Source organism: Streptomyces sp. NPDC001401 (assembly GCF_042895385.1).
GTDB lineage: Bacteria > Actinomycetota > Actinomycetes > Streptomycetales > Streptomycetaceae > Streptomyces.
This window is the reverse complement of record NZ_JBIAWI010000010.1, coordinates 361,300-377,106: the sequence shown is the minus strand read 5'-3', so window position 1 is coordinate 377,106 and position 15,807 is coordinate 361,300. Positions and strand designations below refer to the sequence as shown.

Genomic DNA, 15,807 nt, shown 5'->3' with positions numbered 1-15,807 from the left:
GTCACTGCTCCTGGGGACGGTGCTGCTGCCGGGTCGGGGGGAAGTCTGGGGTTTCCGTGGTGTGTACGGCCAGCGTCCGGTCGGGATTCAGCCGTACGACGATGTGGCGCCGCCACGCGGTGTCGTCGCGGTCGGCGCGGTCCTCGCGCCAGTGGCAGCCGCGCGTCTCCTCGCGCAGCAGGGCGGCGGCGACCAGGACGCGGGCCACGCACAGGAGGTTGGTGGCCTCCCAGGTGTCGACGCCGGGCTCGGACGTCTTGCCGTTCTCGTCGAGCGCGTCGCGGGCCTCGGTGTGCAGCTGGTGGAGCTGTTCTGCGGCCTTGGCGAGGGATTCGGCGGAGCGCAGGACGCCGGCACCGTCCGTCATGATCCGCTGGACCGCGAACCGGTCCTCGGGGGCGAGCAGGGGGTGCGCGGGCACCTCGGGGTGCTCGACCGGTTCGGGCACGCGCGCGTGGAGGCCGATTTCCGCGTGGGCGGCGGCGATGTCCTCCGCGATGCGCTCGGCGTAGACGAGCCCTTCGAGCAGGGAGTTGGAGGCGAGGCGGTTGGCACCGTGCACGCCGGTGCACGCGACCTCTCCGCACGCGTACAGGCCGGCGACGGTCGTACGGCCCTGGGAGTCCGTGCGGACGCCTCCGGAGGCGTGGTGGGCCGCCGGGGCGATCGGGATGGGATCGGTGACCGGGTCGATGCCGTGGGCCCGGCAGGCGGCGAGGATCGTCGGGAAGCGGCGCTCCCACATGTCGGCGCCGAAGTGCCGGGCGTCCAGGAACATGTGCTCGGCGTCCTGCTCCTGCATGCGGCGCATGATGCCCTTGGCGACGATGTCCCGGGGTGCGAGCTCGGCCAGTTCGTGCTGCCCCAGCATGAAGCGCACGCCGTCGGCGTCGACCAGGTGCGCGCCCTCGCCGCGTACGGCCTCGGAGACCAGCGGCTGCTGGCCCTCCGCATCGGCGCCCAGGAAGAGCACGGTGGGGTGGAACTGCACGAACTCGAGGTCGGAGACCTCCGCGCCCGCGCGCAGGGCGAGCGCCACGCCGTCGCCGGTCGACACCGAGGGGTTGGTGGTCGCTGAGAACACCTGGCCCATGCCGCCGGTCGCGAGGACGACCGCGGGGGCGTGCACGGCGCCCACGCCGTCGTGCTGGCCCTCGCCCATGACGTGCAGGCTCACGCCCGCCGTACGGCCGTCGGGGTCGGTCAGCAGGTCCAGCACGAGCGCGTTCTCGATCATGCGCACACCACGCGCGCGAGCCGCCTCGACGAGCGCCCGGGAGACCTCCGCGCCGGTCGCGTCGCCCCCGGCGTGCACGATGCGGCGGCGGTGGTGGCCGCCCTCGCGGGTGAGCTCCAGGCCGCCTTCGGAGGACTCGTCGAAGTGGGCGCCGGTGTCGATCAGGCGGCGCACGGCGTCGGGGCCCTCGGTCACGAGGATCCGTACGGCCTCCTCGTCGCACAGGCCCGCGCCCGCCACCAGGGTGTCGTCCAGGTGCTGTTCGGGGGTGTCGCCCTCGCCGAGGGCCGCGGCGATACCGCCCTGCGCCCAGCGGGTGGAGCCGTCGTCGAGACTGGCCTTGGTGACGACGACCGTCCTCAGGCCGGCCGCCTCGCAGCGCAGGGCGGCGGTGAGGCCGGCGACGCCTGAGCCGACGACCACGACGTCCGCGGCGATGGACCACCCGGGGGCGGGCGCGTGCAGTCGTATGCCTGTGCTGGTCACGAGGCGGCTCCGAGGGTTCCGAATACGAGTGGGATGTTGTCGATCAGCCGGGTCGTCCCGACCCGGGCGGCGACGGCGAGGACGGCCTCGCCGTCGAAGTCGTCCTCGATCTCGGTGAAGTCGGACGGGTCGACGAGGGCCAGGTAGTCCAGTTCGAGCGGCGGAGACAGCCGCGCGGCGTCGTCGAGGATCAGCCGTGCGGCGGCGCGGACGGCCGTCGGGGCGCCCGGGAGCGCCTTCGCGACGGCGTGCGCGTCGGCGGCCGCGCGGGACTCCCCTATGGCGCTGAGCGCCTCGGCACGCGCGTGTGTGGCGGGCACTTCGCGGGCACGCGCGCGCAGCGCCTCCTGGGCTGCGTGCCGGTCGCTGCCCGCGAACAGCGCGCGGGAGAGGCTGAGTGCCGTGCGCCGCTGCTCGGGCGAGAGGTAGCGGTTGCGGCTGGAGAGGGCGAGGCCGTCCTCCTCGCGCACGGTGGGCACGCCGACGATCTCGACACCGAAGTTCAGGTCCCGCACCATGCGCCGGATCAGGGCGAGCTGCTGGGCGTCCTTCTGGCCGTACAGGGCGATGTCGGGGCGGGTGAGGTGCAGCAGCTTGGCGACGACGGTGAGCATGCCGTCGAAGTGGCCGGGGCGCGAGGCGCCCTCCAGGCGCGCCCCCATGGGGCCCGCGGTGATGCGGACCTGGGGTTCGCCGCCCGGGTAGACCTCGTCCACGGCAGGGGCGAACACGGCGTCCGCGCCGGACTGTCCGGCGATCTTGAGGTCGGCGTCCAGGGTGCGCGGGTAGCGGTCGAGGTCCTCGCCCGCGCCGAACTGCAGGGGGTTCACGAAGACGGTGACGACGACCTCGCCGTCCGGTCCTGCGATCTCGCGCGCGGTGCGGATCAGCGTGGCGTGGCCCTCGTGCAGGGCGCCCATGGTCATCACCACGGCGCGGCGGCCGGTACGCGTGCGTGCGTGCAGTTCGTCGGCGGTGCGCAGCAGGGCGGTGGTCATCGGGCGTCTCCCTCGGCGCCGTTGGTCCCGGTGGCGAGTACCCCGAGAAGGTCCTCGGCGAGTTCCGGCTTCAGCAGCCCGTGGGCGAGCGCGCGGTCGGCGGTGGCCCGCGCCATCGCCAGGTAGCCGGCGACGGTCTGCGGGGCGTGCTTGCGCAGCTCCGCGACGTGCGCGGCGACCGTGCCGGCGTCCCCGCGGGCGACGGGGCCGGTCAGGGCGGCGTCACCGGAGCGCAGAGCGTTGTCGAGGGCGGCGCCGAGCAGCGGGCCGAGCATCCGGTCGGGGGCCGTGACGCCGGCCTCGCGCAGCAGCTCCATGGACTGGGCGACGAGTGTCACCAGGTGGTTCGCGCCGAGCGCGAGCGCCGCGTGGTACAGCGGGCGCATCTCCTCGGCGATCCACTCCGGTTCGCCGCCCATCTCGATGACAAGAGCCTCGGCGGCCAGCCGCAGCTCCTCGGGCGCCGTGACCCCGAAGGAGCACCCGGCGAGGCGCTGGACGTCCACAGGAGTGCCGGTGAAGGTCATCGCCGGGTGCAGCGCCAGCGGCAGCGCGCCCGCGCGCAGGGCGGGGTCCAGGACCTTGGCGCCGTACCGCCCGGAGGTGTGCACGAGCAGCTGCCCGGGCCGTACGGCACCGGTATCGGCGAGCCCCTCCACCAGGCCGGGCAGCGTGTCGTCCGGGACGGTCAGCAGGACCAGGTCGGCGCGCTCCAGCACCTCGGCGGGCGGCACCAGCGGCACATCGGGGAGCAGCTCCGCGGCGCGCTTCCTGGAGGCGTCGGAGACTCCGGAGACGGCCACCGGACGGTGACCGGCGAGCTGGAGGGACGCGGCCAGCGCGGGGCCCACACGACCGGCGCCGACGACGCCGACGGTGAGCCGCGCGGGACGGTCCCTGGGGTCTGGCTGTTGGCTTGTACTCACGCGACGGCGGCCTTCCCGTTCCAGTCCGCTCCGGGTACCGGACGATTTCTCGTCATGTTAACGCGATCTGTTCGAGGGGCGTCCGGTTGTCCACAGGGTGTGGGTTACGCCACGGCGAAGGCGCACGGGAATGCCTGTGGAAATCCGGGTGCTCGCGCGGACCGCGCCAGGCATGATCCGGACCATGAGCGATGCGGCGGAGCGGGACGGGCAGCAGGCCGAGCAGATATCGGACGACGAACGGCTCAAGCGGCGGCGCAAGCGGCGCATCAGCGCACACCGGAGTGCCGAGCGCGTCCTCGCGCGCCCCGGCTTCCTGGGCACGCTCCGGGAGCGCCTCGCGGTGCTGGAGGGCGCGCAGGACCTGTACGACCTGGACGAGCCGGTGGACATCTACGGCAACGGCATCGTCGAGTTCCTGGAGGAGAAGACCGCGCGGCTGCTCGGCAAGGAGGCCGCCGCGTTCTTCCCGACGGGCACGATGGCCCAGCAGGTGGCGCTGCGCTGCTGGGCGGGCCGCACCGGCAACCCAGCCGTCGCCCTGCACGCACTGGCCCACCCGGAGGTGCATGAGCGGAATGCGTTCAGCCAGGTCAGCGGTCTGCGCCCGGTGCGCATCACGAGCGAGCCGCGACTGCCGTCCGCCGACGAGGTGCGTGACTTCGACGAGCCCTTCGGGGCGCTGATGCTCGAACTGCCCCTCAGGGACGCCGGTTTCGTGCTCCCGTCCTGGGAGGAACTCACCGAGGTGGTGGAGGCCGCGCACGAGCGCGACGCGGTGGTGCACTTCGACGGCGCGCGTCTGTTGGAGTCGACCGTCCACTTCGGCCGGCCCCTGGACGAGATCGCAAGCCTGGCGGACAGCGTCTACGTGTCGTTCTACAAGTCCCTCGACGGTTACGGCGGCGCGGCGATCGCCGGCCCGAAGACGCTGATCGACGAGGCGAAAGCCTGGCGGCACCGGTACGGCGGCCAGATCTGCCAGCAGTTCCCGACGGCTCTGTCGGCCCTCGCAGGACTGGAACGGGAGCTGCCCCGGCTGCCCGAATACGTACGCCACGCGCGCGTGGTGGCCGAGGCGTTGCGCGAGGGGTTCGCGGCGGCCGGGGTGCCGTGGATGCGCGTCCACCCCGAGGTGCCGCACACGAACGAGTTCCAGGTCTGGCTGCCGTACGACGCCGACGTCCTCTCGGAGGCCGCGATCCGGCACGGCGAGGAGACGAAGACGCTTCTGTTCGCACTCCCTTGGGACGCAAGCGGACCGGGCCTGGCGTTCACCGAGGTGTACGTCCGGGCCGCGGGCCTGGAGTGGACCGCCGACGACGTGAAGGCGGCGGTCACGGAGTTCGTGTCCCGGCTCACCGATGTGGCGAGCGAGGCGGAAGCGGTCGGCAAGTAGCGCAAGTCGTCGGCACCGGGCGCGGGCGGACCGGGCTCGCCGCGCTTCGGGGCCCGGCAGGTGCCGATTGACGGCCGCCGTCGATCGAGGCCGGCGTTGTCAGTGGCGGGGTGCACCATGAGGTCATGAGCGTGCGCATCGACATCGCGGGGCTGCGGCCGGAGAGGGTCGCCGTCGTCCCCTCGCCCCTGGCCGAGCTCGGCATGGCGCTGCACGCGCTGTCCGAGCCGGGGCACCACCCCGGCCTGCAGGGCTGGGTGACGGGCGTGACGGCCCGGCTCGACCCGCACCTGGCGGACCGTATGTGCGAGGCGGACTTCCTGTGGCGGACGGCGTTCTCGGACCTGTTCCTGCCGTACGCGGGCATCCCGGGCGGCGACGCCCTCCCCGGGGCCACGCTCGCCGACGAACTGGACCTGCTGGACAAGCTGACGGACGAACAGTTCGTGGACGCGGCCCTGGAGTTCAGCTGCGCAATGCCCTACGGCGACGGGCCCAGCCCGCTCGTCGACGCCGGGCTGCGCCGGCGCGCCCTCGAACTGGCCGCCGCGCGGGGTCCGCAACAGGAGCGGTTCACCGAGCTGCTGCTGGCCGACCCGCCCAGCATCCGGGCCTGGCTGCGGCAGTTCCTCCAGGACTGCGACGAGGGGTTCTTCGCGGAGTCGTGGTCCCGGCTGCGCCATCAGCTCACGGCGGACGCCCGCCACAAGACCGACCTGCTGCGCCGTAGGGGCCTGGCCGAGGCACTGGCCGCCGCGTCCCCGGCGATCACAGTCGACGAGGCCGCCACCGAGATCACGGTCGACAAGCTGAGCGTGGGCAGTACGACCACGGGGGACGGCCCCCTCCTCCTCGTACCGACCAGTCTCGGCCGGCCCCACCTGGCCGTCCTGTACCGGCGCGGCTGGCAGCCGGTGCTGCACTACCCGGTCGGCGCCCCGGAGCTCGCGGCTCCGCCCTCCGTCGGCCAGCTGTCCCTGCGGATGACCGCCCTGTCCCACCCCGTCCGGATGCGGATCTGCCGCTACCTGGCCCGCAGCGCCCACACCACGAGCGAGCTGACGCAGACGCTCGGCATGACGGCCCCGGAGATATCCCGGCACATCGGCGTCCTGAAGAAGGCGGGCCTGATCACCACGCGCCGCCGCGGCCGGTACGTCCAACACCAGCTGGACATAGCGGTCGTGGCCCGGCTCGGCAGCGATTTCCTGGAGGGCATCCTGCGCTGAGTACCGGCCCGTCCGCCCGGCTCAGTCGAACCGGATGTGCCGGATCCCGACGCGCATCTGCCGCATCCGCGTCCTGAGCGCGCCCTCGTTGTTCGGCCGCAGCCTCAGTCCGGCCAGCACGGCGATACGGTCCGCCGTCTTCGGCACGGTCGAGTGGTCCGTCCACAGGTGTTCGGCGAACTCCGGCTCCTGCAGCCGCTCCAGACAGTGGTCGAGCTGCTGCACGGCCCAGGTCTCCCTGCCCAGACCGGAGTTCTTCCCGGCGACGTACTGAAGGAGGTGCCCGAAGCCGCGTTCACGCAACCGCTTGAGCACTGTCTCGCGCTGAGCAAGGAGAGTGAAATGGCGTACGTCATGGCCGAGTTCGCGCAGCCGGCCGACGGTCTCCTCGAAGCAGACCGGGTCGGTGACCGTCATGGGCGCGATCACGACCCCTTCCCGTTTGGCGAGGGCGAGGTCGAGCACCTCGACCACCCCCTGCCGCCAGGACGTCAAGTCCTGGAAGTTGCCGCGCAGTTCGGGCGGGAGCATCCGGCGCAGACCGAAGCCGGCGTGCTCGGGATCGCAGATGACGCTGCCCGGCAGGCGCCGCTGGATCTCGTGTGCGGTCTGTGTCTTGCCACCGCCGAAGGGGCCGTTGATCCACAGGAGCATGCGCAGACCCTAGTGGTCACCGGTTACGTGAGAGTCACGCGCCCGGTGGCTCAGCCGTGGCCGCCCGCGCGCACCAGCCCGGTCTCGTACGCCAGGACCACCACCTGCACCCGGTCCCGCAGCCCCAGCTTGGTCAGGATGCGGCCCACATGGGTCTTCACGGTCGCCTCGGACAGCACGAGCCGGGCCGCGATCTCGCCGTTGGACAGGCCCTGCGCGACCAGGATCATGACCTCGCGCTCGCGCTCGGTGAGCCGCTCCAGCTCCTTGTGCCGGGGCTCCTTCCCGACACTCGGCAGCATCGGCGCGAACCGGTCGAGCAGGCGGCGCGTGGTCGACGGGGCCACCACCGCATCACCGCTGTGCACGGCACGGATGGCGGCGAGGAGTTCGCCGGGCGGCACGTCCTTGAGCATGAAGCCGGAGGCGCCCGCCTTCAGACCCGAGAAGGCGTACTCGTCGAGGTCGAAGGTGGTCAGGATCAGCACCTTCGGCGGGTCGGGCTCCGAGCAGATGCGGCGGGTGGTCTCCACGCCGTCGAGCTTCGGCATGCGGACATCCATGAGCACCACGTCGACGGCGGTCGAGCGCAGCTCCTGGAGAGCCTCGACGCCGTCCCCCGCCTCCGCGACGACCTCCATGTCCGGCTGGGCGGCGAGCACCATCCGGAACCCGGTGCGCAGCAGCACCTGGTCGTCGACGAGCATCACGCGGATCGTCATCGGAGCCTCTTCCGTTTTCGGCGGTCATTACAGGTGTCAACGAGGGGCGTACGTAAGCGTCAGTGTGCGGGTTTCAGCGGGAGCAGCGCACTGATCCGGAATCCGCCGCCGGGGCGCGGGCCCGCGTCGAGTGTGCCGCCGACCATACCGACCCGTTCACGCATACCGATCAGGCCGTGGCCCTGGCCGTCGGCGCCGCCCTCCTCGTACAGCTCGTGCGGGGCGCCCTTGCCGTCGTCCTCGACGAGCAGGCCGAGGCCGTCGTCGAAGTAGACCAGTCGCACGCTGGCGCCCGCGTTCGGCCCGCCGTGCTTGCGCGTGTTCGTCAGCGCCTCCTGCACGATGCGGTACGCGGTGAGCTCGACGCCGCTGGGCAGCGGGCGCGGGGTGCCCTCGACCTTGAAGTCGACGGGCAGCCCGGAGGTGCGGCACTGCTCGATCAGCTCGTCGATCTGGTCGACGTCGGGCTGCGGAACGTACTCGCCGACCTCCTTGTGCTCGCCGGTGCGCAGCACACCGAGCAGCCGGCGCATCTCGGCGAGGGCCTGACGGCCGGTGGAGGAGATGGTCTCCAGGGCCTTCTTGGCCTGGTCGGGGGCGGCGTCCAGGACATAGGCGGCGCCGTCGGCCTGCACCACCATCACCGACACGTTGTGCGCGACGACGTCGTGCAACTCGCGTGCGATCCGGGCGCGTTCGGCCGCAACGGCGACCTTGGCCTGCGCCTCCCGCTCCTTCTCCAGCCGGGCGGCGCGCTCCTCCAGCTGCGCGAAGTAGGCGCGGCGGGTGCGGATGGAGTCGCCGAGCACCCAGGCGAGTGCGAAGGGCACGGTCAGGAAGATCGCCTTCGCGGCATTGCCCAGTGCGCTCCCGTCCTGCGGCCAGCGCATCTGCGCCATCGGCGCCGCACACAGCCCCATGGCCAGCGCGAGCCAGGAGGCCCGTCGGGCGCCCGTCGCGGCCACCGTGTAGACGATCACCAGCATCGCGAAGTCGGCGGCCATCGTCTGGACGTTCAGCGCCAGCTGTGCCACACCGAGTCCGATCGCCAGCAGCAGCATCTTCTCCGGCATGCGCCGGCGCAGCGCGATCACCAGGCACAGCAGAAGCGTGATCGGAACGATCAGCGCCGGTGAGTCGGTGCCCCGGACCGCCGAACTGGACGTTCCGCTCAGCAGCGAGATCCCGAACAGGAAGACGGCCCAGAAGGAGTCGACCCCGGTCGGGTGTCTGCGGAGGAAGTCATAGAGGCGCTGCACGTAACCCAGCGTAGGGAAGGGAGATGCGTGCAGGGGTCAACCGGAGGGCCGATCCGCGCCCGGCGCGCATACTCCCCAAGGTGGAGGCCCTGTTCTCCTGCACGCTTAGCCTGAGCCGGTGACGAAAGAGACATCGAGCCGGTGGCAGGGCTGGCGGGCGGCGGCCGAGGCCGCGCTGTACGGGCCCGACGGCTTCTATCGCAGGCCCGAGGGTCCGGCCGGACACTTCCGTACGTCCGTGCACGCGTCCCCCCTGTTCGCCGCGGCCGTCGCCGGGCTGCTGTGCCGCGTGGACGAGGCCCTGGACCGGCCCGGCTCGCTCGCCTTCGTCGACATGGCGGCGGGCCGGGGTGAGCTGGTCGGCGGCGTGCTGGCCGCGCTGCCCGCCGAGGTGGCGGCACGCACGCGTGCTTACGCCGTCGAGATCGCCGACCGCCCGGAGGGCCTCGACGACCGCATCGAGTGGCTCGCCGAACCGCCGCGGGGAGTCACCGGGCTGCTGTTCGCCAACGAGTGGCTGGACAACGTACCGGTGGACGTCGCCGAGGTGGACTCGGCGGGCGTACCGCGGCGGGTGCTCGTACGGCAGGACGGGGCCGAACGGCTCGGGGAGCCGGTCGGCGGTGCGGAAGCGGAGTGGCTCGCCCGGTGGTGGCCGCTGCCGGCCGAAGAGGGCATGCGGGCCGAGATCGGGCTCCCCCGGGACGAGGCCTGGGCTGCCGCGGTCTCTTCGCTCGCCCGGGGGCTCGCGGTCGCCGTCGACTATGCGCACACGCGGGATGCGCGCCCCCCGTTCGGCACACTCACCGGCTTCCGCGCGGGGCGCGAGACGGCGCCCGTGCCGGACGGGTCGTGCGACATCACGGCACACGTCGCACTGGACGCGTGCGCGGCGCGCGGGTCGGCGCGGACGCTCTCCGGCGCGCGCCTGTTGCCGCAGCGCGAGGCCTTGCGCGCCTTGGGTGTCGCAGGCGCACGCCCCCCGCTCGCACTCGCGTCCACACAGCCGGCCGCCTACGTACGAGCCCTCGCGAGCGCCGGCGAAGCCGCCGAACTGACCGCACCGGGCGGCCTCGGCGACTTCGGCTGGCTGCTGCAGCCGGTTGGAATTCCGGACGTACTGCCGGATGTACTGGTCGACTGACCCGTTGCTTGCCCGTCCCTACTTGTCGATGTCCCCGACCACGAAGAACAGCGACCCCAGGATCGCCACCATGTCCGCGACCAGCGTCCCCGGCAGCAGCTCCACGAGCGCCTGGATGTTGTTGTACGAGGCCGAGCGCAGCTTCAGCCGGTACGGGGTCTTCTCGCCCTTGCTGACGAGGTAGTAGCCGTTGATGCCGAGCGGGTTCTCGGTCCACGCGTACGTGTGGCCCTCGGGTGCTTTCAGGACCTTGGGGAGCCGCTGGTTGATCGGCCCGGGCGGCAGCTCGGCGAGCCGGTCGAGGCAGGCGTCGGCGAGGTCGAGGGCGACATGGGTCTGCTCCAGGAGCACCTCGAAGCGGGCGAGACAGTCGCCCTCCTGCCGGGTGACGACCTTCAGGGTGTCCTGCAGCTCGCCGTACGCGAGGTAGGGCTCGTCGCGGCGCAGGTCGAAGTCGACGCCCGAGGCGCGCGCGATGGGCCCGCTCACGCCGTACGCGTGCACGGTCTCGGGCGCCAGCGCGCCCACGCCCCGCGTGCGCCCCCGGAAGATCTCGTTGCCGAGCACCAGGTCGTCGAACCGGTCCATGCGCGAGCGCACGGCGGCGACGGCGCCGCGCGCGCGTGAGGCCCAGCCGGCCGGCAGGTCCTCCTTGAGGCCGCCGACGCGGTTGAACATGTAGTGCATGCGGCCGCCGGAGACCTCCTCCATGACGTTCTGGAGGACCTCGCGCTCCCGGAACGCGTAGAAGACCGGGGTGATGCCGCCGAGCTCCAGCGGGTACGAGCCCAGGAACATCAGGTGGTTGAGCACCCGGTTGAGCTCCGCGAGCAGCGTGCGCGTCCACACCGCGCGCGTGGGCACCTCCATGCCGAGCATGCGCTCCACGGCGAGGACCACGCCGAGCTCGTTCGAGAAGGCCGACAGCCAGTCGTGGCGGTTGGCGAGCATGATGATCTGGCGGTAGTCGCGCGCCTCGAAGAGCTTCTCGGCGCCGCGGTGCATGTACCCGATCACCGGTTCCGCGTGCACGATGCGCTCGCCGTCCAGTACCAGGCGCAGCCGCAGTACGCCGTGTGTGGACGGGTGCTGCGGCCCGATGTTGAGCACCATGTCGGTGCTCTCCGCGGCGCCGCCGATACCGACCATGGTCTCCGTCGTAGGAGTCATGGACCCAGTCTCCCCTACGTACGCTGGCCGTATGGAGACGGGGAGCCCGCAGAGCACGGGACCGACGGGGACAACGGGGGACGAGTCGGCGGAGCCGGTGTGGATCGGGCTGCCGTCCGGCCTGCTGCGGATGCGTCGGCTGTTGCTGGTGGTGTGGCTGGGGCTGCTGGCCCTCGCCCTGGGCCTGCTGCTCGGGCTGCTCGCCGGGGCCGTCTGGGCGGCCTTCGCGCTGCTGCCCCTGGCGCTGGCGGCCTGGGGCTGGGTGCTGCTCGGCCGCAACTGGCGCTCCTGGCGGTACGCCGAGCGCGCCGACGACCTGCTGATCAGCCGGGGCGTGCTGTGGCGCGAGGAGACCGTCGTGCCGTACGGGCGGATGCAGCTGGTCGAGGTCACCTCCGGGCCCGTCGAGCGGCACTTCGGGCTGGCCAGCGTGCAGCTGCACACGGCGGCCGCGGCGACCGACGCGACCATCCCGGGCCTGGACCCGGCCGAGGCGGAACGGCTGCGCGACCGGCTCACCGAGCTCGGCGAGGCCCGATCGGCGGGTCTGTGACCGCGCCCGGCGTCGACGACGCCGTACGCGCGAAGGAGCCCGTGATCGAACGGCGGCTGCATCCCGTGACGCCCCTGAGGCGGGCCTGGGCGCCGGTGGCTGTGGTCGTCGGGTGGGCCGTGCACGACCCCGACCAGGCGCAGCAGCAGCTGACGAGGCTGACGACCACGACCCTTCTGGTCGCGCTCGCCGTCCTTGTCCCGGCCGCCGCCCTGTACGGCTTCCTGACCTGGTGGTTCACACACTTCGCGGTGACCGAGACGGAACTGCGGATACGGACCGGTCTGCTGTTCCGGCGCACCGCGCACATCCGGCTGGAACGCATCCAGGCCGTCGACATCACCCAGCCGCTCCTCGCGCGCGTGGCGGGCGTCGCCAAGCTCAAACTCGACGTCGTGGGGACCGACAAGAAGGACGAGCTCTCCTTCCTGGGGGAGCGCGAGGCGCGTGCGCTGCGTGCGGAACTGCTCGCGCGCGCCGCCGGGTTCGCGCCCGAGACGGCGCACGAAGTCGGCGAGGCGCCGGTGCGCGAGCTGTTGCGCACGCCTCCGCGCGACCTGGCGATCTCCGTCGCGCTGACGGGCGCCACCTGGGGCTCCCTGGCCGCCGCGCTCGTCGTCCCGCCGGTGCTCTGGCTGGCCACCCACAGCGTGTGGACGGTCCTGGCGACCGGCCTGCCACTGCTGGGCGCGGCGGGCGCGAGCAGCGCGGGCCGGTTCGTCGGCGAGTACGACTGGACCGTGGGCGAGTCGCCGGACGGGCTGCGCATCGACCACGGACTGCTCGACCGTACGCACGAGACGGTGCCGCCCGGCCGGGTGCAGACCGTACGGATCGTGGAGCCGCTGCTGTGGCGGCGGCGCGGATGGGTGCGGGTGGAGCTTGATGTGGCCGGTTCGTCCAACTCCGTGCTGGTGCCGGTCGCTCCGCGGGCGGTCGCCGAGTCGGTCGTCGCGCGCGTGCTGCCCGGGGTGAGCGTGCCGTCGGCCGAGGCGCTGTCACGGCCCCCTCGGCGGGCCGGGCGGTGCGTACCGGTGTGGTGGCGGGGCTGCGGACTCGCCGTCACCGACACGGTGTTCGCCGCCCGGCACGGGCTGCTGCGCCGGAGCCTTGCGCTCGTGCCGCACGCGAAGGTGCAGAGCGTACGGCTGTCTCAGGGGCCCTGGCAGCGGCTGTGGCGGCTCGCCGACGTCCATGTGGACACGGGGGCCAACAAGACCGTGACGGCCCGGCTGAGGGGCGCCCAGGAGGCGGCGGAGTTGCTGCGGGGGCAGGCCGAGCGGTCACGGACGGGGCGCAGGGACGCCCGCCCGGACCGCTGGATGGCGCCGTAGGGCGGCGGGCCTCAGGAGACCGCGCTGCGCAGCCCCTGCACGTCGATCTGCTCGGTCTCGTCGTGGGCCGTCAGGTCGATGACCTGGCCGACGCCGCGCGCCTCCTCGTCGGCCGGCTTGAACTCCGCCCCGGCCTCGGCCTTGTGCACGGCGAGCGCCTCCTGGCCGACCACATCGGCGAGGTCCTCGTTCTGCACGGCCTCCAGAGCGTCCTGCGCCTCCTCCGTCTTCGTACCGAAGAAGTCGAATCCGCCCTCGACCGCCGGACGCCGCACGGGCGCGGCCGGTACGACGGCCACCGCGGTCGGCGCGACGAAGTGACCGGCGGGCTGCTGCACGGGCCGGTCGGACGGGGCGGGCCTGGCCGGAGTGGTGGCGGCCGCGCGCTCATGCCCGTCGACCGCCTGGGGCTGCCCCTGCGACTCATCCTCCTGGGCCGCGGCCTCGGTACCGCCGTCGGCGGCGGCCTCGCTCGCGGTGGGGGCCGTCTCGACCGCGGTGGCAACGGCCTCGGCGGTGGCGGACCCGGCCTTCACCTTCACCGGCTCACGCTTCGGGGAGGTGTCGCCCTTGGTGGGACCGTCGCCCTTCGGAGAGCCGTCGTCGTCGGGCGAGGAGTCGTCCGTCGCGCTGTTCTCGCCCTCCGGGGAGTCGTCCTTCGCGGAGTCGTCGATCGGCGAGTCGTCCTTCGCGGAAGCGCCCTCCTGAGAAACCCCTTCCGGAGAAACTCCCTCCGAAGAAACCCCCTCGGGAGAATCGTCCGCCGCCGAGTCGTCCTTCGGAGAACCGTCACCGTCCTCGTCGAACTGCTTCAGTGCCGCCTTCGCCCGCAGGAACAGGTGGGATCCCTCCGGCGAGAAGACCGCGGGAGCCTCCGGCGTGCCGTCGGTGTCCTCCGCGTCCGCCGAGGCAGCCACAGCCTCGGTCTCCGCCGCCATGTCGCCCACCGGCACGGGCGGCAGCGCGCGGGCCGGGGCACCGGCCTCTATCTCGAGCAGGCGGCGGCCCTCCAGGGCGCTCGCACGCTCGGTCTCGGCGGTGGCGTACCGCCGCAGCAGCGCCGCGTGTTCGTTGCGCAGTCCCGCCAGTTCGGTGCGCTTCGCGCGCAGCCGCTGCTCCAGCTTGGCGCGCAGCTCGCGCGACTCCTCGAGGTCGGTCTCCAGCTCGGCGACCCGCTCCTCGTGCCGCCACTCGTCGCTCGCACGCGCGCGCGTGAGGTCGGCGACCTGCTTGCCGGCCTGAGTGTCCCAGCGGCGCATGACGGCCGCACCGACGATCGCCGTCGCCGCGGCGGCCGCGGCTATGACACGGAGCACGGCCTGTTGCGAGAACACCCACGGACCGAAGGCGCAGACGAAAGAGACGCCTGCGATCGCCGACGGTGGCAGCAGTCTGTGCAAGGGCGGGGAATGGCGGTGACGTCCACGTGGCATGGCCAGAAACTTACCGCGCGTAGGCGAGTGTTGGTGCCCCGCCCCGCAAAAACACAGCCATACCGAAACGTTCACAGGGCATCAGGAATTGCCCTTTGCCGAATTCAGCAAGATCAACACCTGTCGCAACCCTGGTCACCGGTCGCTCAGCCGCCCGCTGATCCACTGCAGCGTCGCCGGAATCTCCCGCCGCCAGGTGTTGAAGTTGTGGCCGCCGCTGTCAAGGATGATCGACGAGATCCGTGTCAGGTTCGTGGCCCGCACACCCTCTATGAACTTCAGTGTCGCCTTGTAGTTGGATTCCCCGATCTTGCTGCTGGTGACGAGCAGTGAAGTGTCCGGGGCGGGCAGGTGCTTGAGGCACCACCACAGGTCGGCGCGGTTGCGCAGTCCCTTGTTGCCGTGGAAGAGATCGCCCGTGGTGGGGTCGATCGGCGCCTTGTAGTACGGCGACAGACCCGCCCCTGCGGCGTAAGCCCGGGGGTGGTGCATCGCGAGCTTCAGCGCGCAGTAGCCGCCCGTGGAATCGCCGATGATGCCCCAGCTGCCCGGCTTTTTGCCCACCCTGTAGTGCGCGAGTACGGCGTCGGGCAGGTCCTTCGCGAAGAAGGTCTCCGTCTTCGGACCACCGGGGATGTCCACGCATTCCGTGTCCCTCGGCGGCGCCACCGTCGGCCGCAGCATCACCAGGATCATCGGCTGCATACGGCCGTTCTTCGCAAGGCTCTGGGCCGTACTCGGATAGTGCAGCTTGTCCACGAGCGCCTGGGCGGTGCCCGGATATCCGGTGAGGACGACGGCCGCGGGGAACGTACGCGTGCGGTACTGCGGCTGGAAGTACTCCGGCGGCAGATACACGTACGCGGGTGTCGCGATGTTCGTCGTACGGCCGACGATGTCGACCTTCTGGATCTGGCCGCCGACCTGCGGCCGGGAACCGCCGGTTCCACGCACGCTCGCCGTCTCGATCACCTGCAGCGGACCGCCCGACCCGCCGAGCGCCGTGTGGTTTATGACCACACCCTGGTCCGTCTCCTGGCCGAACAGGTCCGCCCAGCTGGCGTAGAACCCGAAGGCCTGGTTGGCGGCGAGGCCGACCGACAGGAAGAGGGCCAGCTGGGTGCCGAGCAGCAACCCGACGCGTCCGCTGACGGCACGCCAGTTGCGCCGCGCCAGGCGTGGCCACAGCCACACCGTGCCAACGAACAGCAGTACGGCGAACATGACTGCCAGCAGCAGCACTTTGTTGCTCGTAAGACCCAT

14 protein-coding genes are annotated in these 15,807 nt (G+C 72.1%); 5 read left to right on the top strand and 9 right to left on the bottom strand.

Features of this window, described 5'->3' with window-relative positions:
• Position 1 precedes the first annotated feature (1 nt).
• Genes ACFY10_RS31550 through ACFY10_RS31540 form a run of 3 tightly spaced genes read right to left on the bottom strand, consistent with a single transcriptional unit; the run spans position 2 to position 3,647 of the window.
• Positions 2 to 1,723, bottom strand: a complete 1,722-nt coding sequence (locus tag ACFY10_RS31550; RefSeq protein WP_390668605.1) for an L-aspartate oxidase — start codon at positions 1,721 to 1,723, stop codon at positions 2 to 4.
• Positions 1,720 to 2,721 carry a pantoate--beta-alanine ligase gene (gene panC / locus ACFY10_RS31545; protein ID WP_390668604.1) on the bottom strand — a complete coding sequence of 334 codons (1,002 nt, stop codon included), beginning with the start codon at positions 2,719 to 2,721 and terminating at the stop codon, positions 1,720 to 1,722. Before panC ends, ACFY10_RS31550 begins: the two co-directional genes overlap by 4 nt.
• The gene (locus ACFY10_RS31540; protein ID WP_390668603.1) at positions 2,718 to 3,647 is read right to left on the bottom strand and encodes a Rossmann-like and DUF2520 domain-containing protein; all 930 of its coding nucleotides are present in this window, start codon (positions 3,645 to 3,647) and stop codon (positions 2,718 to 2,720) included. The genes panC and ACFY10_RS31540 overlap by 4 nt, the downstream gene beginning before the upstream one ends.
• Positions 3,648 to 3,831: 184 nt before the next feature.
• On the opposite strand from ACFY10_RS31540, the gene ACFY10_RS31535 reads away from it, so the two are divergent.
• Positions 3,832 to 5,046, top strand: coding sequence for a threonine aldolase family protein (locus ACFY10_RS31535; RefSeq protein WP_390668602.1), 1,215 nt, complete (start codon positions 3,832 to 3,834; stop codon positions 5,044 to 5,046).
• 125 nt (positions 5,047 to 5,171) lie between these two features.
• The gene (locus tag ACFY10_RS31530; RefSeq protein WP_390668601.1) at positions 5,172 to 6,275 is read left to right on the top strand and encodes a DUF5937 family protein; all 1,104 of its coding nucleotides are present in this window, start codon (positions 5,172 to 5,174) and stop codon (positions 6,273 to 6,275) included.
• A 21-nt stretch (positions 6,276 to 6,296) separates the two neighbouring features.
• On the opposite strand, the gene ACFY10_RS31525 is transcribed toward ACFY10_RS31530, so the two are convergent.
• The 3 genes from ACFY10_RS31525 to ACFY10_RS31515 are packed head-to-tail and all read right to left on the bottom strand — an operon-like array spanning position 6,297 to position 8,910.
• A complete protein-coding gene (locus tag ACFY10_RS31525) occupies positions 6,297 to 6,929 on the bottom strand; it encodes an AAA family ATPase (RefSeq protein WP_390668600.1) in 633 nt (210 codons plus the stop codon).
• Positions 6,930 to 6,979: 50 nt separating this feature from the next.
• A complete protein-coding gene (locus ACFY10_RS31520; protein WP_390668599.1) occupies positions 6,980 to 7,651 on the bottom strand; it encodes a response regulator in 672 nt (223 codons plus the stop codon).
• Between the two features lie 59 nt (positions 7,652 to 7,710).
• On the bottom strand, positions 7,711 to 8,910 hold the full coding sequence (locus tag ACFY10_RS31515) for a sensor histidine kinase (RefSeq protein ID WP_390668598.1): 1,200 nt from the start codon (positions 8,908 to 8,910) through the stop codon (positions 7,711 to 7,713).
• A 118-nt stretch (positions 8,911 to 9,028) separates the two neighbouring features.
• On the opposite strand from ACFY10_RS31515, the gene ACFY10_RS31510 reads away from it, so the two are divergent.
• Entirely contained in the window at positions 9,029 to 10,054 is a 1,026-nt protein-coding gene (locus ACFY10_RS31510) for an SAM-dependent methyltransferase (RefSeq protein ID WP_390668597.1), read from the top strand.
• Between the two features lie 18 nt (positions 10,055 to 10,072).
• Here ACFY10_RS31510 and ACFY10_RS31505 read toward each other — a convergent pair whose 3' ends face one another.
• Complete coding sequence (locus tag ACFY10_RS31505) at positions 10,073 to 11,224, bottom strand: NADH-quinone oxidoreductase subunit D (RefSeq protein ID WP_390668596.1); 1,152 nt, start codon at positions 11,222 to 11,224, stop codon at positions 10,073 to 10,075.
• A gap of 31 nt (positions 11,225 to 11,255) precedes the next feature.
• Here ACFY10_RS31505 and ACFY10_RS31500 point away from each other — a divergent pair, with 31 nt between their 5' ends.
• Both ACFY10_RS31500 and ACFY10_RS31495 read left to right on the top strand, forming a co-directional pair.
• Positions 11,256 to 11,777: a PH domain-containing protein gene (locus ACFY10_RS31500; protein WP_390668595.1), complete on the top strand. Its 522-nt coding sequence runs from the start codon at positions 11,256 to 11,258 to the stop codon at positions 11,775 to 11,777.
• Positions 11,774 to 13,111: a PH domain-containing protein gene (locus ACFY10_RS31495; RefSeq protein WP_390668594.1), complete on the top strand. Its 1,338-nt coding sequence runs from the start codon at positions 11,774 to 11,776 to the stop codon at positions 13,109 to 13,111. Before ACFY10_RS31500 ends, ACFY10_RS31495 begins: the two co-directional genes overlap by 4 nt.
• An 11-nt stretch (positions 13,112 to 13,122) precedes the next feature.
• Here ACFY10_RS31495 and ACFY10_RS31490 read toward each other — a convergent pair whose 3' ends face one another.
• The gene (locus tag ACFY10_RS31490; protein ID WP_390668593.1) at positions 13,123 to 14,544 is read right to left on the bottom strand and encodes a hypothetical protein; all 1,422 of its coding nucleotides are present in this window, start codon (positions 14,542 to 14,544) and stop codon (positions 13,123 to 13,125) included.
• Between the two features lie 135 nt (positions 14,545 to 14,679).
• Positions 14,680 to 15,807 (bottom strand): alpha/beta hydrolase, encoded by a 1,128-nt coding sequence (locus ACFY10_RS31485; protein ID WP_390668592.1) that lies wholly within the window; start codon positions 15,805 to 15,807, stop codon positions 14,680 to 14,682.